Origin of the sequence: Paraburkholderia solisilvae, from assembly GCF_902859875.1 — a bacterium.
Classification (GTDB): domain Bacteria; phylum Pseudomonadota; class Gammaproteobacteria; order Burkholderiales; family Burkholderiaceae; genus Paraburkholderia; species Paraburkholderia solisilvae.
On the sequence record NZ_CADIKF010000006.1, the window covers coordinates 105248 to 126149 of the forward strand.

Sequence of the window (20902 nt, forward strand, 5' to 3'; positions counted from 1 at the left end):
CGTTTAAATACTATTAATAGTATTATTTGGGACGCTCGAAGCTCGACGCTTTTAACGCGCCGCGCGAGTCCGGTTAACCGCCAAAGCGCTAACCCGGACTCGCGCGACATAGGACCGAAGCAGGCGCTAAAGCGCCGACTCCGGTCGACTCTCCGCACGACTCCAGCCAGGCGCCAAAGCGCCAACCCCGGAGCGACGCGGCATCGAACAGGAGAACCATCATCCAGCAAGATCTGCACGGCCGCGTCACCCATCAACTGGCCACCGCCATCCTGCGCGGCGACTTCGCGCCGGAATCGATCCTGCCGCGCGAGGCCGAATTGATGGAGAGTTTCGGCGTGAGCCGCACCGTGTTGCGCGAAGCGCTGCGCACGCTGACGTCGAAAGGGCTGATCGAATCGCGGCCGCGCGTCGGCACGCGCGTGCGGCCCAGGGATGCGTGGAATCTGCTCGACGCGGATGTACTCGACTGGTACTCGCGTGTCGCGCCGCAAGTCGATTTCGCGCTGAAACTGCAAGAGATGCGCGAGATGATCGAGCCGTATGCGGCGGGGCTCGCGGCCGCGTCGCATAACGATGTGTCGTTTGCCGCGCTCGATGACGCACACGCAGCGATGGTCGCGGCACGCAATGTCGACGAATGGGTACGCGCGGATCTCGAGTTTCATCTGAGCGTGCTTGCCGCATGCAGCAACGAATTGCTGATTCCGCTCGGCACACTGATCGAGCGCACGCTCGAAGCGCAGTTGAGGCTCAATGCGAAACGCGCCGATGTGTTCAATGCGTCGCTCGACGAACACACGGCGGTGTTCGAAGCGATCCGCGATCGCAATGCGCCGCGTGCGCGCGATGCGATGGCCGCCTTGCTCGGTGTGACGCGAGGGCGGATCGAAGCGTGACGTAACGTCGGCGGCGACGTTCATGCGATGCAATGGCGATGCCGCGGCGATGCAACGGCGATGCAACAGCGACGCGACAAGGCGATGAGAACGCCACGCGAAGACGATACGAATGCCACATGCCGCCGCCGCACGGCACACACGCCACCTATGCGCTACGCCCCCATCTCCGCCGTCAAGAAATCAACAAACACCCGCACCCGCGCCGACATCTGATGCTGCGGCGCATAAACCGCAAAGATATCCGCATCCGGCGTTCGATACTCGGGCAGCACAGCCACCAGCGCGCCGCTGTGCAAATAGTCGACGATGTCCCACTCCGCGCGCATCAGAATGCCGTGACCGTCGAGCGCCCACTTCACCGCAATCTCGCCGTCGTTGGTGGTCAGATTGCCGCGCACGCGCACCGTGGCGGTTTTCTGCGTCGCGCCGCGGCCGCTCGTCAAACGCCAGATACCGTAACCGTCGTCGCCCTGGCGAATGCCGATGCAGTTGTGATGCACGAGATCGGCGGGTACTTTCGGCATCTTGTGCCGCTTGAAATACGCGGGGGCCGCGCACAACAGTCGCCGGTTCGGCGCGATACGACGCGCGATCACGCGCGCATCGGGCGGTTCGCCGAAACGGATGCACACGTCGTAGGTGTCGCTGCTGATCGGCGGCGGATCCACCGATAGCTGCAACTGCACGTCCACTTCCGGAAAGCGTTGCACAAAGCGCGAGATAAGCGGCGCGACATGGCTGCGGCCGAAGCCGAGCGTCGCGTTCACGCGCAACAAGCCCCTCGGTTCGGCGCGCGCACCGCCTAACAACTGCGACAGTTCATCCATCTCGCCAAGAATGCGGCGCGCGTGCGTCAGATAGATCTCGCCTTCCGCGGTGAGACTCATGCGGCGCGTCGTGCGATTGACGAGCGCGACGCCGGCGCGCGCTTCCATCTGCGCGAGATGCTTGCTGACGGCGGCCGTGGTGATGCCCAACTCGCGCGCCGTCGCCGTGAGACTGCCGCGCCCCGCGAGCACGGAGAAAAACGCGAGGTCCGCCGGTTGTACCGAGGGTGGTGCCGAGCCGCTCATGTTCGCCCCGGATTGTTAACCTGCAGTTAAAGGTGGTTTAAGTCTAGCAGCGCGCGCAACGGGCGTCGAATCCCTACGATGCATCTACCCCTCATCACACAGCGCACGCACATCCGTCCGGCTGCGCCACTCGTAGGAGACACCCCGGCATGAAGACCTATCGCATCGCAACCATTCCCGGCGACGGCATCGGCAAGGAAGTCGTGCCCGCCGGCCGGCAGGCGCTCGAAGCGCTCGCCGCGCGCAGCGACGCGTTTCGCTTCGAGTTCGAAAACTTCGACTGGGGCGGCGACTACTACCGCCAGCACGGCGTGATGATGCCGGCCGACGGCCTCGACGCGCTGCGCGACAAGGACGCGATTCTGTTCGGCTCGGCCGGCGATCCGCATATTCCCGATCACATCACGCTGTGGGGCCTGCGCCTGAAAATCTGCCAGGGCTTCGACCAGTACGCGAACGTGCGGCCGACGCGCATCCTGCCCGGCATCGACGCGCCGCTCAAGCGCTGCAAGCCCGCCGATCTCGACTGGGTGATCGTGCGTGAAAACTCCGAGGGCGAATACGCGGGCATCGGCGGCCGTGCGCACCAGGGACATCCGATCGAAGTCGCGACCGATGTGTCGATCATGACGCGCGCCGGTGTCGAACGCGTGCTGCGTTTCGCGTTCCGCCTCGCGCAATCGCGCCCGCGCAAGTTGCTGACGGTGATCACGAAGAGCAACGCGCAGCGTCACGCGATGGTGATGTGGGACGAGATCGCGCTGCAGGTGTCGCGCGAGTTTCCGGATGTGAAGTGGGACAAGGAACTGGTCGACGCGGCGACCGCGCGGATGGTGAACCGCCCCGCGTCGCTCGACACGATCGTCGCGACCAATCTGCACGCGGACATCCTCAGCGATCTCGCCGCCGCGCTCGCGGGCAGCCTCGGCATCGCGCCGACCGCGAACCTCGATCCGGAACGCCGCTACCCGTCGATGTTCGAGCCGATTCACGGCTCCGCGTTCGACATCATGGGCAAGGGTCTCGCGAACCCGGTCGGCACCTTCTGGTCGGTCGTGATGATGCTCGAGCATCTCGGCGAAACGGGCGCGGCGAAACTCGTGATGAACGCGATCGAACAGGTGACCGCGAACCCGTCGCTGCACACCGGCGACCTCGGCGGCAACGCGACGACCGCGCAAGTGACCGACGCGGTGTGCCAGCACATCGCCGCGCATGCGCGCCCGGCGCTGGCGGCCTGACCGCCGCAGCCTCGTACCACGCCGTAGACGTTTTGACGCGACGCGCGTGGAGCAGCACATCGCACAGACGATGTCCGCCCGCGCGCGCCGTTTGCGATCCCGCAGTGACGCAAGCGGCGCACACCGCATCTCAAGGAGCATTTCCACCTCAGCACCAAAAATAATCGCGCCGGGCCCACGGAGGCCACGGCGCGGCCAACCGGAGACATGGCATGGCCGATCTGCAAACGCGGGAACGTGACGCGCACGCATTACAGGCGCGCGTCGTGCGCAAGCTCACCTGGCGCATCCTGCCGTTCGTGATGCTGCTTTACTTCGTCAGTTTTCTCGATCGCGTGAACGTCGGCTTCGCCGCGCTATCGATGAACAAGGCGATCGGTCTCACGCCGATGATGTTCGGCCTTGGCGGCGGTATCTTTTTCCTTGGCTATTTCCTGTGCGAGGTGCCGTCGAACCTGATCCTGAACAAGGTCGGCGCACGCTTATGGATTGCGCGCGTGATGATCACCTGGGGTCTCGTGTCGGCGGCGTCCGCGTTCGTGACCGGCGCCACGTCGTTCTACGTGCTGCGCTTTCTGCTCGGCGTCGCGGAAGCCGGCTTCTTCCCCGGCATCATTCTTTACCTGAGCCAGTGGTTTCCCGCGCGGCAGCGCGCGGTGGCCGCCGCCGCATTCATGGCGGCAGCGCCGCTGTCGAGCGCGCTCGGCTCGCCGATCTCCGGCGCGCTGATGGAACTGCCGACCATGGGCGGCCTCGCGAACTGGCAATGGCTCTTCATCATCGAAGCGGTGCCGGCCGTGCTGCTCGGCTTCGCGGTGCTCAAGGTGCTGATCGACAAGCCGGAGCAGGCGCCGTGGCTCGCGCCGGATGAACGCGACTGGCTGGTCGGTACGCTGCGCGAGGAAAGCCGCGAGCGCGGCCGTCACGCGGGGCACACCGCGGGCGCGTGGCGCGCGCTCGCCGATCCGCGCGTGCTGGTGATGTCGATGATCTACTTCGGCACATCGGCGGGGCTGTATACGCTCGGCTTGTGGGCGCCGCAGATCATTCGTCAATTCGGCTTCAGCGCATTCGGCACCGGCATGCTCAATGCCATTCCGAATGCGCTCGCGGTGCTCGGCATGGTGCTGTGGGCGCGTCATTCGGACCGCAAGGACGAGCGCGCGTGGCACGTCATCATTCCGTGCGTCGCCGCGGCGCTCGGGCTCGCGTTCGCGGGCATCTCGCAGACGGTGGTCGAAGTGGTGTTCGCGCTGATTATCGTGAACGTCGGCGTGAGCGCGGCGAAGGCGCCGCTGTGGGCGATGCCGTCTTCGTTCCTGTCGGGCGCGGGCGCCGCGGCCGGGATCGCGATGATCAACTCGGTCGGCAATCTCGGCGGCTTCGTCGGGCCGTTTGTGATCGGCTGGCTGAAGTCGCTGACCGGCGGCTATGCGGCGGGGCTCTATGTGGTCGCCGCGTTTGTCGCGTTGTCCGCGGTGCTGACGCTGATGATGAATCGCCGCAGCGAACGTGCGGCGGCCGTGACCGGATCGGGACTGTAATACCGCAGGCGGCACGCGCATCGAAGCACGTGCCGCTTTTTACGCAGTAGCGGCTAGTTGCGCAAGCGCGCGGCCTGCATCGCTTCGAATGCCTGAACGATCCGCTCGACAAACGCGTTCTTGTGCGCGAGCGCACCATCGGTCGCTTCGCGATGCACGAGCATCGTGGCATTCGCTTCGAACACCAGCACGCGTCCGTCGTCGAGCAGCGTGTAGTCGATGCCCGCATAGTCGAGGTCGAGCCGCCGCGCGACGGCCGCAAGCGCGCGTGTCGCGCGTTCGCCGAGCGCGGTGCGCGGGTCTTCCAGAAAGCGGCGCTCTTCGTCGAGCTTCCACGGGTGCTGCGTCATCTCCGCCGAGAAGTAGTGGACCATCCATTGCGGGCCGATCGCGAGATGGTACGGAAACGGCTCGCGGTCCACAAAGATGCTGCGGTACTTGCGGAAATGCCCATCCGCGTTGCGATAGTTGCGGTACATCGTCAGATAGCACGGCGCATCGAGCGCCTGAACCGCGGGCCACAGCGTGTCGAACGATTGATGCAGCGACACGCCTTCGCCGCCGTGCTTCGCGAGCGGCCGCAGCAATAGCGGAAAGCCGATCCGTCCTTCATCGAGGTGCGCGGCGAGGTCGTCGGGCGACACGGGCGGGACGTCGATACGCATGCAAGGCGGGACCAGCACATCGTCAAGACCGGCGAGCAGTTCGGGCAGCCGGTGACGCTGCGTGTTCATGACCGCCGCAGGCTGATTCAGCAGCGGACGGCCGCAGTGGCGCGCGAACGTTTCGAGGCGCTTCAGCAGCGGCTGCGCGACATCCGGCTCGCCGATCGCGTTGAACACGAGGTCGTAGCGCGGCAGCTGAAAGTCTTCGATTTCGTTTGCGTAGTCGATCGCGTATTTGATCCGGTGGCTTCTGTCCACCGGCAGCAACGTGTCGAACGGTACATTGCCCGACGTGCGGCCCGCGCACAGAATCAGCACGCGGCGCGGCGCATGCTCCGCGGCTTCGACGAATACGCGCTGCAGGCTGTACGCGCGGCTGCGGTGAGTTTGCGCAGCGTCGGGCTCTTTCAGAAAGTCGAGCACGGCCGCGAGATTCTGATGCGCGATGGCGAGGTCCGGTTCGATCGTCAATGCGTGCTCGAACCAGTGCTTTGCCGCCGCGTAATCGCCGCGAATGGAATACGCGGTGGCGAGGTTGTAGAGCGGCAACGCCGAGCGTATCGCCTCGATGGCTTCGACACTCGCGCCGGCTTCGCTCGCCGACGTGGTGATCGCGATGGACGTTTGCACCGCGATGTGATGCGCGAGGTAGCCGCCTTCGTTGCCGGCGTCGCGCAATGTTTCCGCGAGCGCCGCGTGCAATCCCATGTTCAGCGGGTCTGCATCGAGCGCGGCCTCGAGTATTGCGATCGTCTTTTGCATGTCTGGGTTGTTGGCGGCCGATGGTTGACGCGTGAGGCCGTCGGCGGCTTGCGCGGGGAGCGCCATATCGATCCTTCGGAATACAGTTGAAACACCGGTTACAACAAGCATCGTGCATACCGCGCAACGCAACGCGGCGCAGCCGTAGCGCGCAAGAAAGCCGCCTGCTGGGTGCGCGACGCCATGCATGGCATGGCTTACAGCGGCTTTCAATTTCGCGGCGTGCGCCTGAAGCGCACCTGTCGGTGCGCGCCCACGTCCACAAGACGCCTGTAAGAAACGGCTGGGCGGCCTTTCGCAACGTCCGTCACCTTATGGCGTGCGCGTGCGGCGGGCTCGCGCGAACAGGCATGAAATCGGCCCTTTGTTCACGGATTTGGGTTGCGGTCGACCTTGGTATCGTGGCTAGCGTCTAGTGGCTCGAATCGGGCTCGCGTTGCGCCGACACCCGGCTGCACGTGTTGCGCGTCTGCAGGATCGATCATGAAATCCAACGCTTTGAATTTTTCCGGCGGTCCCGGCGCGCTGCCCGAGACCGTGCTTGCGCAAACCCGCGATGCGATCGTCGAATTGCCGGACACCGGCATGTCGGTGCTCGGCATGAGCCACCGGTCCGAATGGTTCCGCTCGGTGCTCGAAGAGGCCGAACTGAACTTGCGGCATCTGCTCGGCGTGTCGAACGACTACGCGATTACGTTTCTGCAAGGCGGCAGCAGCCTGCTGTTCGCGACCATTCCAATGAATTTCGCGGCCCGCGCCGTCGCGCCGCCCGAGTATGTGACCTCCGGCTACTGGAGCGCGAAAGCGACGGTCGAGGCCGCGAAGGTGACGAAGCGCAATGTGGCGTGGGATGGCAGGACGACCGGTTACAAACAGTTGCCGGACCTGCGTGCGCTCGACATCGCGCCGTCGGCCGCGTATCTGCACTACGTGTCGAACGAAACCGTGGAAGGTCTGCAGTTCCCGGCATACGGCGCCGGCGAGATCGCCGCGCCGCTGATCGCCGACATGTCGTCGGACTTCCTGTCGAAACCGATCAGCACCGACGCGTACTCGATGATCTACGCGCACGCGCAAAAGAACCTCGGGCCGGCCGGCGTCACCGTTGCGGTGATCAAGCGCTCGCTGCTCGATCGCATTCCGGATGGACTGCCTGCGATCCTCGATTTCCGTACTCACGTTCTGCACAGTTCGAATTACAACACGCCGCCGGTGTTCGCCATTTATGTGCTGATGCTGGTCACGCGCTGGTTGCGTTTCGACATCGGCGGTTTGCAAGCCATGCAGCGCGTCAACGAAAGCAAGGCGAAGCGGCTTTACGCGACACTCGATGCGCTCGGCGACGCAGTGACGGTTCATGCGGAGGCGCGCTGGCGCTCGCATATGAACGTGTCGTTCACGTTCGGTGACAAACGCCTTGATCAGGCCTTTATTGCTGCGGCGCGGGCACAGAACATCGTCGGTCTCGAAGGCCACCGCTCGGTGGGCGGTTTGCGCGCATCGCTGTACAACGCGGTCTCCGAAGCGGCGGTCGATCTGCTCTGCGATGTGTTGAATGAGTTCACTGTGCAACATGTCTAAACGTTTTCCGTGCATCCGGTGCAAGCTTGATGTCACGGAACGCTAACTAGCACGCCGTTTGATTGCGGGTACACCCCGCAATAATCGGTGCGCCCCGAATGCCGCAATCGCGCGGCCGGTTCGCGTCAGTCGATTCGTCTTCGGGTCCGACACGCGCGCCGATCTTTCCCAATGTTAATTGTCAAAAAGCTCCGCCGGCCGGCGCGGACTGGACGCGTGTCGCGCGTCCCCTTACGATCACATATCATGACCGGCGGCGCAGGCTGCCCATGTCACCCATCAGAAGGACGCTACCCGCATGAACCAGGACGACTTCACCATTTTCGAACACAACGGATGGGAGCAGGTCGCGTCTGCGTACATACCGCGTTTCGGCGGAGTGACGACGCAATCCAACGGGGCATTGCTCGATGCGCTCGACGTTCGCGCGGGCACGCGTTTTCTCGATGTCGCGACCGGGCCGGGCTATGTCGCGGGTCTCGCCGCGCAGCGCGGCGCCAAGGCGGTGGGTCTCGACTTCGCGCAGGCGATGATCGACGAGGCAACCGCCGCGTTTCCCGATGTCGAATTCCAGCGCGGCAGCGCGGATGCGCTGCCGTTTGCCGACGCGAGCTTCGACGCGGTCGGCATCAGCTTCGGCCTGTTGCATTTCGCGGATCCGGACAAGGCGCTCGCCGAGGGGTTCCGCGTACTGAAGAGCGGCGGCAGGCTGGCCTTCACCGTCTGGTCGCCGCCGGACCGCGCGATCGGTTTCGGGATGGTTTTGAAGGCGGTCGAAACATATGGACGTCTGGACGTGCCGCTGCCGCCGGGGCCGCCGTTTTCGCGCTTTAGCGACGGGGGCGAGTGCAAACGTTCGTTACGCGCGGTGGGATTTGTCGAACCGTTGGTCGTCGAAGTGAGTCAGACGCTACACACGCGCGCGCCCGAGACCGCGTTTCACATGATGTTGCATGGTGGCGTGCGAGTGGGCGCGCTGCTGAAAGCGCAGACGCCGCAAGCCCTCGCGTCGATCGAAAAGTCCGTTCTCGAGGACTGCGCGCCGTATCGCAACGGCGACGAGATCAGCCTGCCGCTGCCGTGCGTGCTGGCGAGCGCGACGAAGCCCTGAACTGCTGTGGAGCGACAACCATGAAGCGTATGCACATACACGTTTCAGTCGAAGACCTGACGGAGAGCATCCGTTTTTATAGCGCGATGTTTGGCGGCGTCGAGCCGACTGTGCGCAAGCAGGACTACTGCAAGTGGGAATTGACCGACCCCGCGGTAAATTTTGCGATCTCGCAGCGCCTCGCGCGCTCGGGTATCGATCATTTCGGCATTCAGGTCGAAACCGAAGAAGAACTGACCGAAATGCGCAATCGCTTCGCGCTCGCGGAGATTGCGGCCGAGGAACAGACGGCGACGCAATGCTGCTATGCGATCTCCGACAAATCGTGGACCGTCGATCCGCAAGGCGTCGCGTGGGAAACGTTCCGCACGTTGAACACCGCGCCGACCTACGGCGAGTCGCGGCACGACGCGGCCGCTGCCGCCGCCACCGCGGATGCCGCTGATACGGATACGAACACCGATCCCGATGGCGGCCCTGCCGCGGCGAACAGCAACGCGTCGTGCTGCGCACCGCAGCAGCAGTCGGCGGTCACGATCGCGTTCAGGCGCCGCCGCTGAACACGGCGTCCGGCACGAGCACCACGCCTTCCATCAGCCGCCGCGCGCTGCGGCTCATCACCACTTTCGTCACGATCCAACTGCCGTCCTTCTGTGCAGCCTGCGCGCCGACCGCGAGGCTGCCGGACGGATGGCCGAAGCGCACGGTGCCGCCGTCGCCGGGCGCGACGCGGTGAACGAGCGTGCCCGGTATCGCCGCGGCGACTGCGATTGCAATCGCGCCGGTGCCGGTCATCGCGTGATGCAGCTTGCCCATCGAGAAGATGCGCGCGTTGAGATCGAGCGTCGCCGCATCGACCGGCTTGCCGCTCGATGCGATATAACTCGCCGGCCGCGCGACGAACGCGAGCTTCGGCGTGTGCGGGCGCTGCGTCGTCGCTTCTTCGGGAGTGCGTGCGAGGCCCATGCGCACGGCGGCATGCGCGCGGATCGCTTCCGCTTTTTCGAGCAATGCGGCATGGCCGTTGACATCGCGTTGCAATTCGGCGCCCGTCAGGCCGAGTGCCGCGGCATCGATAAAGATCGCCGGGTTGCCGGCGTTGATCATCGTCATGTCGAGTGCGCCGATGCCGGGCACATCGAGCGTGTCGAGCGCGCGGCCGGTTGGGAACATGCCGGTGTCCGGCGCATCGGGGTCCGCGTCGCCGGCCGGATCGAGGAATTCGATCTTGATCTCGGCGGCCGGGAACGTCACGCCGTCCAGTTCGAAATCGCCTGCTTCGACGACCTCGCCATCGCGCATCGGCACATGCGCGACGATTTTCGCGTGAATGTTCGCCTGCCAGATGCGCACGGTCGCGATGCCGTCGCGCGGCGCATCGACGAGACCTTGCGCGATCGCAAAGGGGCCGACCGCGGAAGTCAGATTGCCGCAGTTGCCGGACCAGTCGACTACCGGTTTGTCGATCGCCACTTGCCCGAAGCGATAGTCGACGTCGCAGTCCGCGCGCGATGATGGGCCGACGATCACGATCTTGCTGGTGCTGGAGGTGGCGCCGCCCATGCCGTCGATATGCTGGCCGTAGGGGTCGGGGCTGCCGATTACGCGCAGCAGGATACGGTCGCGTTGCGCGGGGTCGGCGGGCAGCCAGTCGGGACGGAAGAAGACGCCTTTGCTGGTGCCGCCGCGCATGTAGACGGCCGGAATTTTTACTTGCGGCAAGGTTGCCTCCTGATGCTCAGGTGTGGATTGCGCGGGATGCGTGGCGGCGTGATGCAATGCGTTGCGACGCCGGGCTTCCCGCGCTTTGTCACCGATGATAGGCGAACTGCCGCGCGGCGCGCAGTTAGGCCGGCAGGCGGGTAAGTGTCATACGGGCCTCGCGAATCCGCTGGCGCGGGCGTGCATAAACGCGGCCGGCGTGGCCGCGAGCATGGCGGCGCTCGCGTCGATTGCACGCTTCGCATGGCGCCGTCGACGCCGTGTTCGCCCTGTCTTTATCTTCACCCCCACTTGCAGTTACAGTGTCGTTCGATGCGGCCGGACGGTGCCGCATGACAGGTTGCCGGGGAACTGCCATGGTCGAGCGCGCGGACGCTTCGATATCTGAGATTTCCGCATTCGAGGCGGTTGGTGTGGCGGGGAGCTTCACGAAGGCGGCCGAGTCGCTCGGTACGAGCAAATCGCATGTCGGCAAGCTGGTGCAGCGGCTCGAGGCGCGCCTCGGCACGCGGCTCTTTCAACGCACGACGCGCGCGGTGCGTCTGACCGAAGACGGCGAAACCTACCTGCTCGCGGTGCAATCGGCGCTCGGCGGGCTGCGCGAAGCCGAGCAGGAACTGGCCGCGCGCCGCGACGAAGTCGTGGGCCGGGTACGGCTCGATTTGCCGGCGTCGTTCGGCAGGCTGCTTTTCCCGGCCATTCTCGAGTTGCGGCAGCAGCACCCGAAGCTCACCTTCGAACTCGGCTTCAGCGACAAGATGTCGGACCCGGTCGCCGACGGCTGGGACCTGGTCGTGCGCATCGGCGAGCTGCCGAAAGAAAGCGACATGACGGTGCGCAAGCTATGCGATACGCGTTTCGGGCTGTACGCGTCGCCGGCGTATCTCGCGAGCCGCGGCGAGGTTCGCACGATTGCGGATCTCGCGCAGCACGACGCGGTGATCTTTCGCGGTCCGTCGGGCCGGCTGCGGCCGTGGGCGCTCAACGACGGCGGCGAGATCCGTTCCCTCTCGCCGGAAGCGACTGTCGTCGTCGAAGACGGTCAGGCGCTGAACGACGCGCTGATCAACGGGCTCGGCATTTCGCAACTGCTCGACCGCATTGCACAGCCGCACGTCGAAGCGGGACGGCTGCAACGCATTCTCACCGACGCGGACGTCGACGGCCTGCCGGTGCACGCGATGATTCCATCAGGCCAGAAAATGCCGTTACGAACGCGCGTGGTGCTCAACCGGTTGGCCGACTTTCTGAAGGACGAACCCCGGAAAGCCGTCACAGCCGCGCCTGCGGGTGCGCGCAAACCGGCGCAGAAGCCGGTGCGCCGGATTGTCGCCGCGCGGGAGACGGACTGACCACGATCGGGCGGTTTATCGGCTGCACACGTGCTCGCAAAATGATGCGCTTTGCAGCCCGGCGATTGCGCGAGCCTGCATTCGCAGGCATTCGCGCGCGCCGCCGCCCACCCGTGGAAGGTCCTCAATGAATACCCAGATGCCGCAACGGTCGCCGGACCGCAGCAAGCTGCTGATTCTGCTTGCCATATGCCTGTCCGCCCTCGTGCTGCCGCTCGCCTTTTCCGGCGGCGCGGTCGCGACACCCGCAATCGGCCGCGACCTGGAAGGCAATGCGACCGCTCTGACCTGGGTCACCAATGCGTTCATGCTCAGCTTCGGCAGCCTGCTGATGGCGGCCGGCGCGCTTGCCGACCAGTTCGGCCGCAAGCGTCTGTTCGTGCTTGGACTCGGCGGCTTTATCGTCACGTCGTTTGCGATGGCCTTCGCGACATCGGTGGTCGCGCTCGATATCCTGCGCGCGCTGCAAGGCGTTGCCGCGGCCGCGTCGCTGTCGAGCGGTTCCGCGTCGCTCGCGCAGGAATTCGACGGACACGCGCGCACGCGTGCATTCAGCATGCTCGGCACGAGCTTCGGCATCGGCCTCGCGTTCGGTCCGCTGATGGCCGGCGCGCTGATCACGCAATTCGGCTGGCGTTCGATTTTCATCGTGATCGCGGCGATCGGCGCGGCCGCCTTCGCGTTCGGCGTGCCGAGGATGCGCGAGACGCGCGACCCCGGTGCGGCGGGACTCGACTATCCGGGCACCATCACGTTTACCGGCACGCTTGCGCTGTTCACGTTCGGCGTGATTCAGGCGCCGGAAAGCGGCTGGAGCAGTCCGCTGGTGGTCGGGTCGTTGTGCGCGTCGGCGCTGCTGTTGGGCGCGTTTATCGCGATCGAGCGCCGCGTAAAGCGGCCGATGCTCGAACTGAGCCTGTTCCGTTATCCGCGCTTTGTCGGCGTGCAGATGCTGCCGGTCGGCACCTGTTACTGCTATATCGTGCTGATCGTGATGCTGCCGCTGCGCTTTATCGGCGCCGAAGGGCTCAGCGAAATGGACGCGGGTATCCTGATGATCGCGCTGTCGGCGCCGATGCTCGTCGTGCCGGCGCTGGCCGCGATGTTGACGCGCTGGCTCGCTGCGGGTGTGTTGTCCGGCATCGGCTTTCTGATTGCGGCGGCCGGCCTCTACTGGATGAGCCTCGTCGACATGAGCGCGTCGAAAGATGCAATCGTCATGCCGATGATCGTCATCGGTATCGGCGCGGGCATGCCGTGGGGCTTGATGGATGGCTTGTCGGTGAGCGTGGTGCCGAAGGAGCGCGCCGGCATGGCATCGGGAATCTTCAGTACGACGCGCGTGGCGGGAGAAGGCATTGCGCTCGCGATCGTGACCGCGATTCTCGCCGCGCTATCCTATTCGAATCTTTCGCAAAGCATGCATGGCGTGCAGGGCCGTGTCGATGCCGCGCTGGCCGCGCGCCTGTCCGAAGCCGCGCAACGGCTGACCACCGGCGATATGACACACGCGGCGCACGCGCTGCCTGAAATTTCGCATCATGCGTTGACGCTCGGCTACACGCATGCCTTCACCAGTCTGCTGCACGTGCTGATCGTCATGACGGTGTTGTCGGCGTTGGCGGCCTTTGTATTTCTGAACCGCACCGGACCGCGGGACGAGGATCGCGGCGAGCCGCGCACGGCAGACAGGAAACTCGAGAAACCGCGGGTCGTGGACTCCGCCGTCGCATAAGCAACCTGTTCCGCTTCCGGTAAAGCGGCTCAGGCAGAAGAAGCCCGGGACATCGCGTCCCGGGCTTTGCCGGTCTGCGAGCCGTGTCAATCGATCGATCACCGCGCCCATTTCGCGGACAAGGCGAGCATATGGCCGAACGTGGCGAACCTTCCGTATCCGATATCGCATGCTTTGTCGCCGTCGCGCAGACCGGCAGCTTCACCCGTGCCGGCGAAGAACTCGGCACGAGCAAATCGAATGTCGGCAAGGCGGTGCAGCGGCTCGAAGCACGTCTGGGCACGCGCCTTTTCCAGCGCACGACGCGAGCCGTGCGTCTGACCGAAGACGGCGAAACCTATCTGCTGGCCGCGCAAGCCGCGCTCGACGGGTTGCGCGAAGCCGAACAACAATTGGCGGCGCGACGGTCGGAACCGATCGGCCGCGTACGGCTCGACTTGCCCGCCGGGTTCGGCCGCCTGCTGTTGCCGGCGTTCGAAACGTTGCGTCGCAAGCACCCGAAGATCACGCTCGAAGTCGCGTTGACGGACCGCATGTCGGATCCGGTCGGCGAGGGCTGGGATATCGTGGTGCGGATCGGCGAGTTGCCGGTTGACAGCGAGATGACGGTGCGCAAGCTATGCGATCTGAAGCTTGGCCTTTATGCAGCGCCCGCGTATCTCGCGCGCAAAGGGCCGGTCGACACCATCGCCGATCTCGCGGCGCACGACGCGGTCGTGTTTCGCGGCCCAGGCGGGCGGCTGCGGCCATGGGCGTTGCAGGACGGCACACACAGGCGCGAACTGTCGATGCCTTCGACACTCGTGCTGGCGGACGGACAGGCCTTGGTGGATGCGGCCATCGCAGGCTGCGGCATTGCGCAGATTTTCGATCGCGTCGCGTTGCCGCACCTGCACGCAGGGCGGCTCGTGCATCTGCTGCCGCACGCGGCCGTCGACGGGCCGCCGGTACACGCGATCATTCCGCTGGGGCAGAAAATGACCGCCAGGACGCGGGCGGTGCTCAATCATCTGGCGGAAAGTTTGCGTGAGCCGCCGCACCGCTGAAATCGAAAGCGAACACGCTGCGCACGCGATCAAATGTAAAACGCCCATCCGATTCATCCCGACATCGGCTGGGCGTTTCTCGATGCGGCCCGCACGGGCCGGACGCTTTGCTACTTCTGCGCGAGGGGAGGAATCGCGGCATCCGGCATGACATCGCCCCAACCGCCACCCAGTGCGCGAATCAGGTTGACGGTGGCCGCGGCCTGCACGCCCTGCAACTGGACGGCTGCGCGCTTTGCCTGCAGCACGGTGCGTTGCGCATCGATCACGTCCAGATAGTTGACCGCCCCTTCCGTGTACTGCGTGCGAGATAAGTCCGCGGCCTGCTGCGACGCGTCGACGGCGTCCTGCTGCGTCTTCGTTTGCTCTTCGAGTATGCGCATATCCGAGAGATTGTCTTCGACTTCACGGAACGCGGTCAGCACCTGCTGCCGGTAGTTGGCGACATCCTCTTCATACACGGCGCGCGCGTTCGCGAGATTGCCTTTGCGGCGGCCGCCGTCGAAGACCGGCACATTCAGCGCGGTGCCCGCAAGCGGGCCGAGCAGGAATGCGCGGCTACTCCATTTGAAGAGATCGCCGAGCGTAGCCGATTCGAAGCCGCCGGTGCCGGTCAGCGTGAGCGACGGGAAGAACGCCGCCTTCGCGACGCCGATCCGCGCGTTCGCCGCAGCCATCGCGCGCTCCGCCGCGGCGATATCCGGACGCCGCTCGAGCAGCGACGAAGGCAGCCCTGGCGGCACGCGCAGATTCACCGGCTGCAACGGATCGGCGGCCATCGAAAACCCGGATGGCGCCTTGCCGAGCAACACGGCGAGGCTGTGCTCGGACGCGGCGCGCAGCCGCTGCACGGTCATCGCATCCGAACGCGCGCTCGCCAGTTCCGCTTGCGCACGCGACACATCGAGCCGGGTCACGTCACCTTCCGCATAACGGTGTTGAACCAGCTTCAATGCCTGCTCGCGCAATTCGACCGCGTGATCGAACACCTCGGTTTCCGCGTCCAGTTCGCGCAGCGCAAAGTAGTTCTGCGCGACGTCCGCCTGCAGCGCGAGCAGCACCGAACGGTACAACGCTTCGCTTTGCTGCGTATCCGCCTTCGCCGCGTCGACTGTCGATGCGACCCGGCCGAACAGATCCACTTCATACGACGCGCTCGCCTGCGCGCGCCAGAAGGTCTGCTGCGGGATACGCGTGCCGTCCGGCTGGAACTGCGATGCCGCCGACACTTGCTGGCGCGTCGGTCCGAAGCCGGCATCGAGCGTCGGGAACAATCCCGCGCGGGCGGCCTGATTCAATGCGCGCGCTTCCTTCACACGCGCGGCCGCCGCCTTCAGATTCTGATTCGCGTTCTGCGCTTCCTGCTCGAGTGCGTCGAGCTTCGGATCGTCGAATACGGTCCACCATGCGCCGCGCTGTACGGCTTCGGACGGCTGCGCGGTCTTCCAGCTGCCCGCTTCCGAGGCGGGCAGCGCGGTCTGCACGGTTTCCTTGAACGCCGCCGGCGTCGATGCCGACGGCACGTCATAAGTCGGCGCAAGCGAGCAGCCTGCGAGCACCAGCAATGCGCCGAGCAGCATCGAGCCGGTGAAGGCGCCTCTCGTCATCAGTCGTTTCATCATGTTCTCCTTAGTCTTCGTAAGCCGGTTCCGGCAACCGGACGGCAGCAGCGGACTTGCCCTGTGCGGTATCGCTGCCGCCGTCGTCATCGGGGCCGTGGATGTGCGGATGGTGGCCATGCTTCGCTTCGAGATGCTTGCCGCCCGCGAGCTTGCGCAGCAGCACGTAGAACACCGGCGTGAGCATCAGCCCGAAGAGCGTCACGCCGAGCATCCCGAAGAACACCGCAATACCCATTGCGCGGCGCATCTCGGCGCCGGCGCCGGTCGAGATCACGAGGGGCACCACACCCATGATGAAAGCGATCGACGTCATCAGGATCGGACGCAACCGCAACCGGCTGGCTTCGATTGCGGCCTGCACGATCGAGCGTCCCTGCATCTCCAGTTCGCGGGCGAATTCGACGATCAGAATCGCGTTCTTCGCGGACAGCCCGACCAGCACCATCAGGCCGATCTGCGTGAAGATGTTGTTGTCGCCGCGTGTGAGCCATACGCCGGTCAGCGCGGACAGCAGCGTCATCGGCACGATCAGCAGGATGGCGAGCGGCAGCGTGAGGCTTTCGTACATCGCGGCCAGCACGAGGAACACCAGCAGCACGCTGATCGGGAATACCCACAGTGCGGAGTTGCCGGCCAGCACCTGTTGATAGGTGAGATCGGTCCATTCGAACTTCATCCCGCGCGGCAGCGTTTCCTTCGCGATGCGCTCGACCGCCGCCTGCGCCTGGCCGGACGAATAGCCGGGCGCCGGACCGCCGTTGATGTCGGCGGCGGTGTAGCCGTTGTAACGCACGACCATTTCCGGGCCGTACGTCGGCGTGACCTTCACGAGCGACGACAGCGGCACCATCTCACCCGCGGCATTGCGCGTCTTCAACTGGCCAATGTCGTTCGCGGTTGCGCGGAACGGCGCATCCGCCTGCGCACGCACCTGGAATACGCGGCCGAACTGGTTGAAGTCGTTCACGTACAACGAGCCGAGATAGATCTGCATCGTGTCGAACACGTCGGTGATATCGACGCCGAGTTGCTTCGCTTTCACGCGGTCGAGATCGACGTTCAGTTGCGGCACGTTGATCTGGTAGCTCGAGAACGACGGTCCGAGTTCAGGCGCTTGCGCGGCCTTTTTCAGGAACGCTTGCGTCGCGCTGTTCAGCGCCTCGTAGCCGAGCGCGCCGCGGTCTTCGATCTGCAGCTTGAAGCCGCCGAGTGCGCCGAGGCCGAGTACCGGCGGCGGCGGGAACACGGCGATCTGCGCGTCCTTGATCGCGCCGAACTTCGTATTGAGCGCGGCGACGATCTCGTTCGCGGTTTCGCCTGCATGACGGAGCTTCGACGGCTTCAGCACGACGAACAGCACGCCGGCGCTCGACGAGTTCATAAAGCCGTTTACCGACATCCCCGGATACTCGACCGCGCTTTCGACGCCCGGCTGCTTCAGCGTGATGTCGGCCATGTCGCGGATCACCTTTTCGGTGCGCTCGAGCGACGCGCCGTTCGGCAGTTGCACGATACTGACGAGGTAGTCCTTGTCCTGCGCGGGCACGAAGCCGCCCGGCACGATCTTCGCCATCAGGCCGGCCGCCGCGAGCAGCACGCCGTAGATCACGAGCATCGCGACCTTGTGACCGATAACCTTGCCGACGCCTTTGCCGTACGACTCGGAGCCGCGCGCGAACACCTTGTTGAAGACGCGGAAGAATGGCCCGAACAGGCGGTCGATCACGCGCGTCAACGCATCTTTCGGCGCGCGATGGTCACGCAGCAGCAGCGCGGCGAGCGCGGGCGACAGCGTCAGCGAATTGAACGCGGAGATCACCGTCGAGATCGCGATGGTCATCGCGAACTGCTTGTAGAACTGGCCGGTGAGGCCCGACATGAACGCCAGCGGCACGAACACGGCAACCAGCGTCAGCGCGATCGCGATGATCGGCCCGCTGACTTCGCGCATTGCCGCGTAGGTGGCCGCGAGCGGCTTCAGGCCCGCGGCGATGTTCCGTTCGACGTTTTCGACCACCACGATCGCATCGTCGACGACAATGCCGATCGCCAGCACCATCCCGAACAGCGAGAGTGCGTTGATGGTGAAGCCGAACGCGAGCATCAGCGAGAACGTCCCGACAATCGATACCGGCACCGCGAGCAACGGAATGATCGACGCCCGCCAGCTTTGCAGGAACACGATAACGACGATCACCACCAGTACGATCGCTTCGATCAGCGTATGCACGACCGCGTCGATGCTTTCGCGCACGAACTGCGTCGGGTCATAGACGATGCGATAGTCGACGCCATCGGGCATGTCCGCTTTCAGGTCCTTCATCGTGTCGCGCACCGCATCGGAAATCTGCAGCGAGTTCGCGCCCGGTTGCTGATAGATGATCAGTTGCGCCGATGCCTTGTTGTCGAGCAGCGCACGCAGTCCGTATTCCTGCGCGTCGAGCTCGACGCGAGCGACATCGCCAAGACGCGTGACCGCGCCGTCCGCCGATGTCTTCAGCACGACGTTGCGGAATTCCTCTTCAGACTTGAGCCGACCTTGTGCGTTGATGCTCAGTTGCATCGGCACGTTTTCCGTCATCGGCGGACCGCCGACGAGGCCGGCCGCCACTTGCACGTTCTGCTCGCGGATCGCCTTGACGACGTCCGACGCGGTCATGTTCTGGCGCGCGACTTTGGTCGGGTCGAGCCACACGCGCATTGCGTAGTCGCCGGAACCCCACAGCACGACTTCGCCGATGCCGGGAATGCGTTCGAGCCGCGTCTTCACGTTGATCAGCGCGTAGTTGCGCAGATACGTCATGTCGTAGCGGTCATTCGGCGAGACGAGGTTCACCCCCATCACGAGCGTCGGCGCCGCTTTCACGACGGTGACGCCGAGCCGTTGCACATCTTCCGGCAGGCGCGGCAGCGCCTGTTGCACACGGTTCTGCACGAGTTGCGTCGCGAGGTCCGGATTGGTGCCGAGCCTGAAGGTGACGGTGGTCGTCATGTTGCCGTCGCTATTGGCCTGCGACTGCATGTACAGCATGTTTTCGACACCGTTGATTTTCTCTTCGAGCGGCGACGCGACCGTTTCCGCGATCACCTTCGGGTTCGCGCCCGGATACTGCGCGCGGACCACCACGGACGGCGGCACGACTTCCGGATACTCCGAAGTGGGCAGTATCGACAGCGCGATGATGCCGCCAAGCAGGATGATGACCGACAGCACACCCGCGAAGATGGGCCGGTCGATAAAGAATCTGGAGATGTTCATGATGGGCTTCCCGGGTCAGGCCGTCGGGCGCGTTATGAAGCGGACTTCGCCGCGTCGCTCATCGACACGGCGTGCGGGGTGACGCTGTCGCCCGGACGGGCGCGCTGGATGCCGTTCACGACGATCCGCTCGCCGGCGTCGAGACCGGAGGCGACCGCGCGCAAGTTGCCATGCAGGCCGCCGAGCCGGATTTCGCGGTACTGGACCTTGTTCGATGCATCGACGACCAGCACGTATTTCTTTGCCTGATCGGTGCCGATGGCCGCGTCGTCGACGAGAATCGCCGGATGCGGCGCGCCGCCGCCGACCTTCAGGCGGGCATAGAGGCCGGGCACCAGCGTGCCGTCCGCGTTGTCGAAGCTCGCGCGCACGCGGATCGTGCCCGACGACGTATCGAGGCGGTTGTCGACCGACGCGATCTCGCCGTAGCGCGAGTAGCCGGTTTCGTCGGCAAGGCCGAGCGACACCGGCACCTTCGCGTTGCGCTCGTGCCCGAGGTATTGCAGATAGGTTTGTTCGTCGACGTCGAACGATGCGTAGATCGGCGACACGGAGACGAGCGTGGTGAGCACCGGTGCATTGGCGCCCACCGATACGACGTTGCCGGGCGTCAGTTCCGCACGCGACACGCGGCCGGAGACCGGCGCGGCGATGGTCGTGTAACCGAGGTTGACCTGCGCTGCTTCGAGCGCGGCCTGTGCGGCTTTTACGCCGGCATCGGCTACGCGCGACGCGTTCTGCTTTTCGTCGTAGTCGCGTTTCGCGATCGCATTGTCGGCGAGCAGCCGATCGGCGCGGGCGGCGTCGGTCGACGTGTAGAGAGCGCGTGCTTTCGCGGCGGCGAGTTGCGCGGCGGCGCGGTCGACTTCAGCCTGATACGGACGCGGATCGATCGTAAACAGCGCGTCGCCTTTCCTGACCAGCGCGCCGTCCTTGAAGTGCACCGCGACGATCGTGCCGGGGACGAGCGGGCGCACGTCGATATGGTCGATGGCTTCGAGGCGGCCCGAATAGCTCTGCCAGTCGGTAATCGATTCATTCAGCACGGTGGCGACGTCCACTTGCGCAGCCGGCGGCGGCGCATCCGCCGCACGGGCGCTGGAGACGGGACCGGCATCGCGCTCATGCAGCATGAGGCCGATTCCCGCGGCGGCGCCGGCGACGAACAGCGCACCGATTGCAACAGAGAGCCGTTTGCGGTTTTTCGAGTTATTCGACATGACTAGTGATCCTGAATAAATGGAACTGTTTCGTAACGCGTGGTTGATGAGCGAACTCAGCCAGCCG

The 20902-nt window shown here is 65.0% G+C and carries 15 protein-coding genes; 9 read left to right on the plus strand and 6 right to left on the minus strand.

Annotation, left to right across the window (positions count from 1 at the left end):
• Positions 1 to 218: 218 nt before the first annotated feature.
• The gene (locus HV675_RS06010; protein WP_377700465.1) at positions 219 to 899 is read left to right on the plus strand and encodes a FadR/GntR family transcriptional regulator; all 681 of its coding nucleotides are present in this window, start codon (positions 219 to 221) and stop codon (positions 897 to 899) included.
• A gap of 155 nt (positions 900 to 1054) precedes the next feature.
• Here HV675_RS06010 and HV675_RS06015 read toward each other — a convergent pair whose 3' ends face one another.
• The gene (locus HV675_RS06015) at positions 1055 to 1975 is read right to left on the minus strand and encodes a LysR family transcriptional regulator (protein WP_175109890.1); all 921 of its coding nucleotides are present in this window, start codon (positions 1973 to 1975) and stop codon (positions 1055 to 1057) included.
• Positions 1976 to 2124: 149 nt separating this feature from the next.
• Here HV675_RS06015 and HV675_RS06020 point away from each other — a divergent pair, with 149 nt between their 5' ends.
• Together HV675_RS06020 and HV675_RS06025 are read left to right on the plus strand one after the other, a co-directional pair.
• Positions 2125 to 3216: a tartrate dehydrogenase gene (locus HV675_RS06020; RefSeq protein WP_175109892.1), complete on the plus strand. Its 1092-nt coding sequence runs from the start codon at positions 2125 to 2127 to the stop codon at positions 3214 to 3216.
• Positions 3217 to 3428: 212 nt separating this feature from the next.
• Positions 3429 to 4760, plus strand: coding sequence for an MFS transporter (locus HV675_RS06025; RefSeq protein WP_175109894.1), 1332 nt, complete (start codon positions 3429 to 3431; stop codon positions 4758 to 4760).
• A 53-nt stretch (positions 4761 to 4813) separates the two neighbouring features.
• Here the strand turns inward: HV675_RS06025 and HV675_RS06030 are convergent, their stop codons facing one another.
• Positions 4814 to 6253 (minus strand): ATP-grasp domain-containing protein, encoded by a 1440-nt coding sequence (locus tag HV675_RS06030; protein WP_175109895.1) that lies wholly within the window; start codon positions 6251 to 6253, stop codon positions 4814 to 4816.
• 417 nt (positions 6254 to 6670) lie between these two features.
• On the opposite strand from HV675_RS06030, the gene serC reads away from it, so the two are divergent.
• The 3 genes from serC to HV675_RS06045 all read left to right on the plus strand — a co-directional run bounded on the left by serC (position 6671) and on the right by HV675_RS06045 (position 9439).
• A complete protein-coding gene (gene serC, locus HV675_RS06035) occupies positions 6671 to 7768 on the plus strand; it encodes a 3-phosphoserine/phosphohydroxythreonine transaminase (RefSeq protein WP_175109897.1) in 1098 nt (365 codons plus the stop codon).
• A gap of 298 nt (positions 7769 to 8066) precedes the next feature.
• Positions 8067 to 8879, plus strand: coding sequence for a class I SAM-dependent methyltransferase (locus HV675_RS06040; protein WP_175109899.1), 813 nt, complete (start codon positions 8067 to 8069; stop codon positions 8877 to 8879).
• A gap of 20 nt (positions 8880 to 8899) precedes the next feature.
• Positions 8900 to 9439, plus strand: coding sequence for an ArsI/CadI family heavy metal resistance metalloenzyme (locus HV675_RS06045; protein WP_175109900.1), 540 nt, complete (start codon positions 8900 to 8902; stop codon positions 9437 to 9439).
• Here HV675_RS06045 and prpF read toward each other — a convergent pair.
• Positions 9423 to 10601 (minus strand): 2-methylaconitate cis-trans isomerase PrpF, encoded by a 1179-nt coding sequence (prpF, locus tag HV675_RS06050; protein ID WP_175109902.1) that lies wholly within the window; start codon positions 10599 to 10601, stop codon positions 9423 to 9425. The genes HV675_RS06045 and prpF overlap by 17 nt on opposite strands.
• 356 nt (positions 10602 to 10957) lie before the next feature.
• Between prpF and HV675_RS06055 the strand changes: the two genes are divergently transcribed.
• From HV675_RS06055 to HV675_RS06065, 3 genes are all read left to right on the plus strand, one after another.
• Positions 10958 to 11953, plus strand: a complete 996-nt coding sequence (locus HV675_RS06055) for a LysR family transcriptional regulator (protein WP_175109904.1) — start codon at positions 10958 to 10960, stop codon at positions 11951 to 11953.
• 127 nt (positions 11954 to 12080) lie between these two features.
• Complete coding sequence (locus HV675_RS06060; protein ID WP_246270111.1) at positions 12081 to 13688, plus strand: MFS transporter; 1608 nt, start codon at positions 12081 to 12083, stop codon at positions 13686 to 13688.
• 131 nt (positions 13689 to 13819) lie between these two features.
• On the plus strand, positions 13820 to 14734 hold the full coding sequence (locus tag HV675_RS06065; RefSeq protein ID WP_175109905.1) for a LysR family transcriptional regulator: 915 nt from the start codon (positions 13820 to 13822) through the stop codon (positions 14732 to 14734).
• A gap of 110 nt (positions 14735 to 14844) precedes the next feature.
• Here the strand turns inward: HV675_RS06065 and HV675_RS06070 are convergent, their stop codons facing one another.
• Genes HV675_RS06070 through HV675_RS06080 form a run of 3 tightly spaced genes read right to left on the minus strand, consistent with a single transcriptional unit; the run spans position 14845 to position 20835 of the window.
• A complete protein-coding gene (locus HV675_RS06070) occupies positions 14845 to 16353 on the minus strand; it encodes an efflux transporter outer membrane subunit (protein WP_175109993.1) in 1509 nt (502 codons plus the stop codon).
• 10 nt (positions 16354 to 16363) lie between these two features.
• On the minus strand, positions 16364 to 19615 hold the full coding sequence (locus tag HV675_RS06075; RefSeq protein ID WP_175109907.1) for an efflux RND transporter permease subunit: 3252 nt from the start codon (positions 19613 to 19615) through the stop codon (positions 16364 to 16366).
• A gap of 32 nt (positions 19616 to 19647) precedes the next feature.
• Positions 19648 to 20835: an efflux RND transporter periplasmic adaptor subunit gene (locus HV675_RS06080; RefSeq protein WP_175109909.1), complete on the minus strand. Its 1188-nt coding sequence runs from the start codon at positions 20833 to 20835 to the stop codon at positions 19648 to 19650.
• Between the last annotated feature and the right edge of the window lie 67 nt (positions 20836 to 20902).

Bases quoted from the DNA above. Each gene is read 5' to 3' on its own strand.
- HV675_RS06030 (WP_175109895.1), bottom strand. From the start codon at position 6,253: ATGGCGCTCCCCGCGCAAGCCGCCGACGGCCTCACGCGTCAACCATCG.
- HV675_RS06080 (WP_175109909.1), bottom strand. From the start codon at position 20,835: ATGTCGAATAACTCGAAAAACCGCAAACGGCTCTCTGTTGCAATCGGT.
- HV675_RS06040 (WP_175109899.1), top strand. From the start codon at position 8,067: ATGAACCAGGACGACTTCACCATTTTCGAACACAACGGATGGGAGCAG.
- serC (WP_175109897.1), top strand. From the start codon at position 6,671: ATGAAATCCAACGCTTTGAATTTTTCCGGCGGTCCCGGCGCGCTGCCC.
- HV675_RS06070 (WP_175109993.1), bottom strand. From the start codon at position 16,353: ATGAAACGACTGATGACGAGAGGCGCCTTCACCGGCTCGATGCTGCTC.
- HV675_RS06065 (WP_175109905.1), top strand. From the start codon at position 13,820: ATGGCCGAACGTGGCGAACCTTCCGTATCCGATATCGCATGCTTTGTC.
- HV675_RS06075 (WP_175109907.1), bottom strand. From the start codon at position 19,615: ATGAACATCTCCAGATTCTTTATCGACCGGCCCATCTTCGCGGGTGTG.
- HV675_RS06020 (WP_175109892.1), top strand. From the start codon at position 2,125: ATGAAGACCTATCGCATCGCAACCATTCCCGGCGACGGCATCGGCAAG.
- HV675_RS06060 (WP_246270111.1), top strand. From the start codon at position 12,081: ATGAATACCCAGATGCCGCAACGGTCGCCGGACCGCAGCAAGCTGCTG.
- HV675_RS06025 (WP_175109894.1), top strand. From the start codon at position 3,429: ATGGCCGATCTGCAAACGCGGGAACGTGACGCGCACGCATTACAGGCG.
- HV675_RS06055 (WP_175109904.1), top strand. From the start codon at position 10,958: ATGGTCGAGCGCGCGGACGCTTCGATATCTGAGATTTCCGCATTCGAG.
- HV675_RS06015 (WP_175109890.1), bottom strand. From the start codon at position 1,975: ATGAGCGGCTCGGCACCACCCTCGGTACAACCGGCGGACCTCGCGTTT.
- HV675_RS06045 (WP_175109900.1), top strand. From the start codon at position 8,900: ATGAAGCGTATGCACATACACGTTTCAGTCGAAGACCTGACGGAGAGC.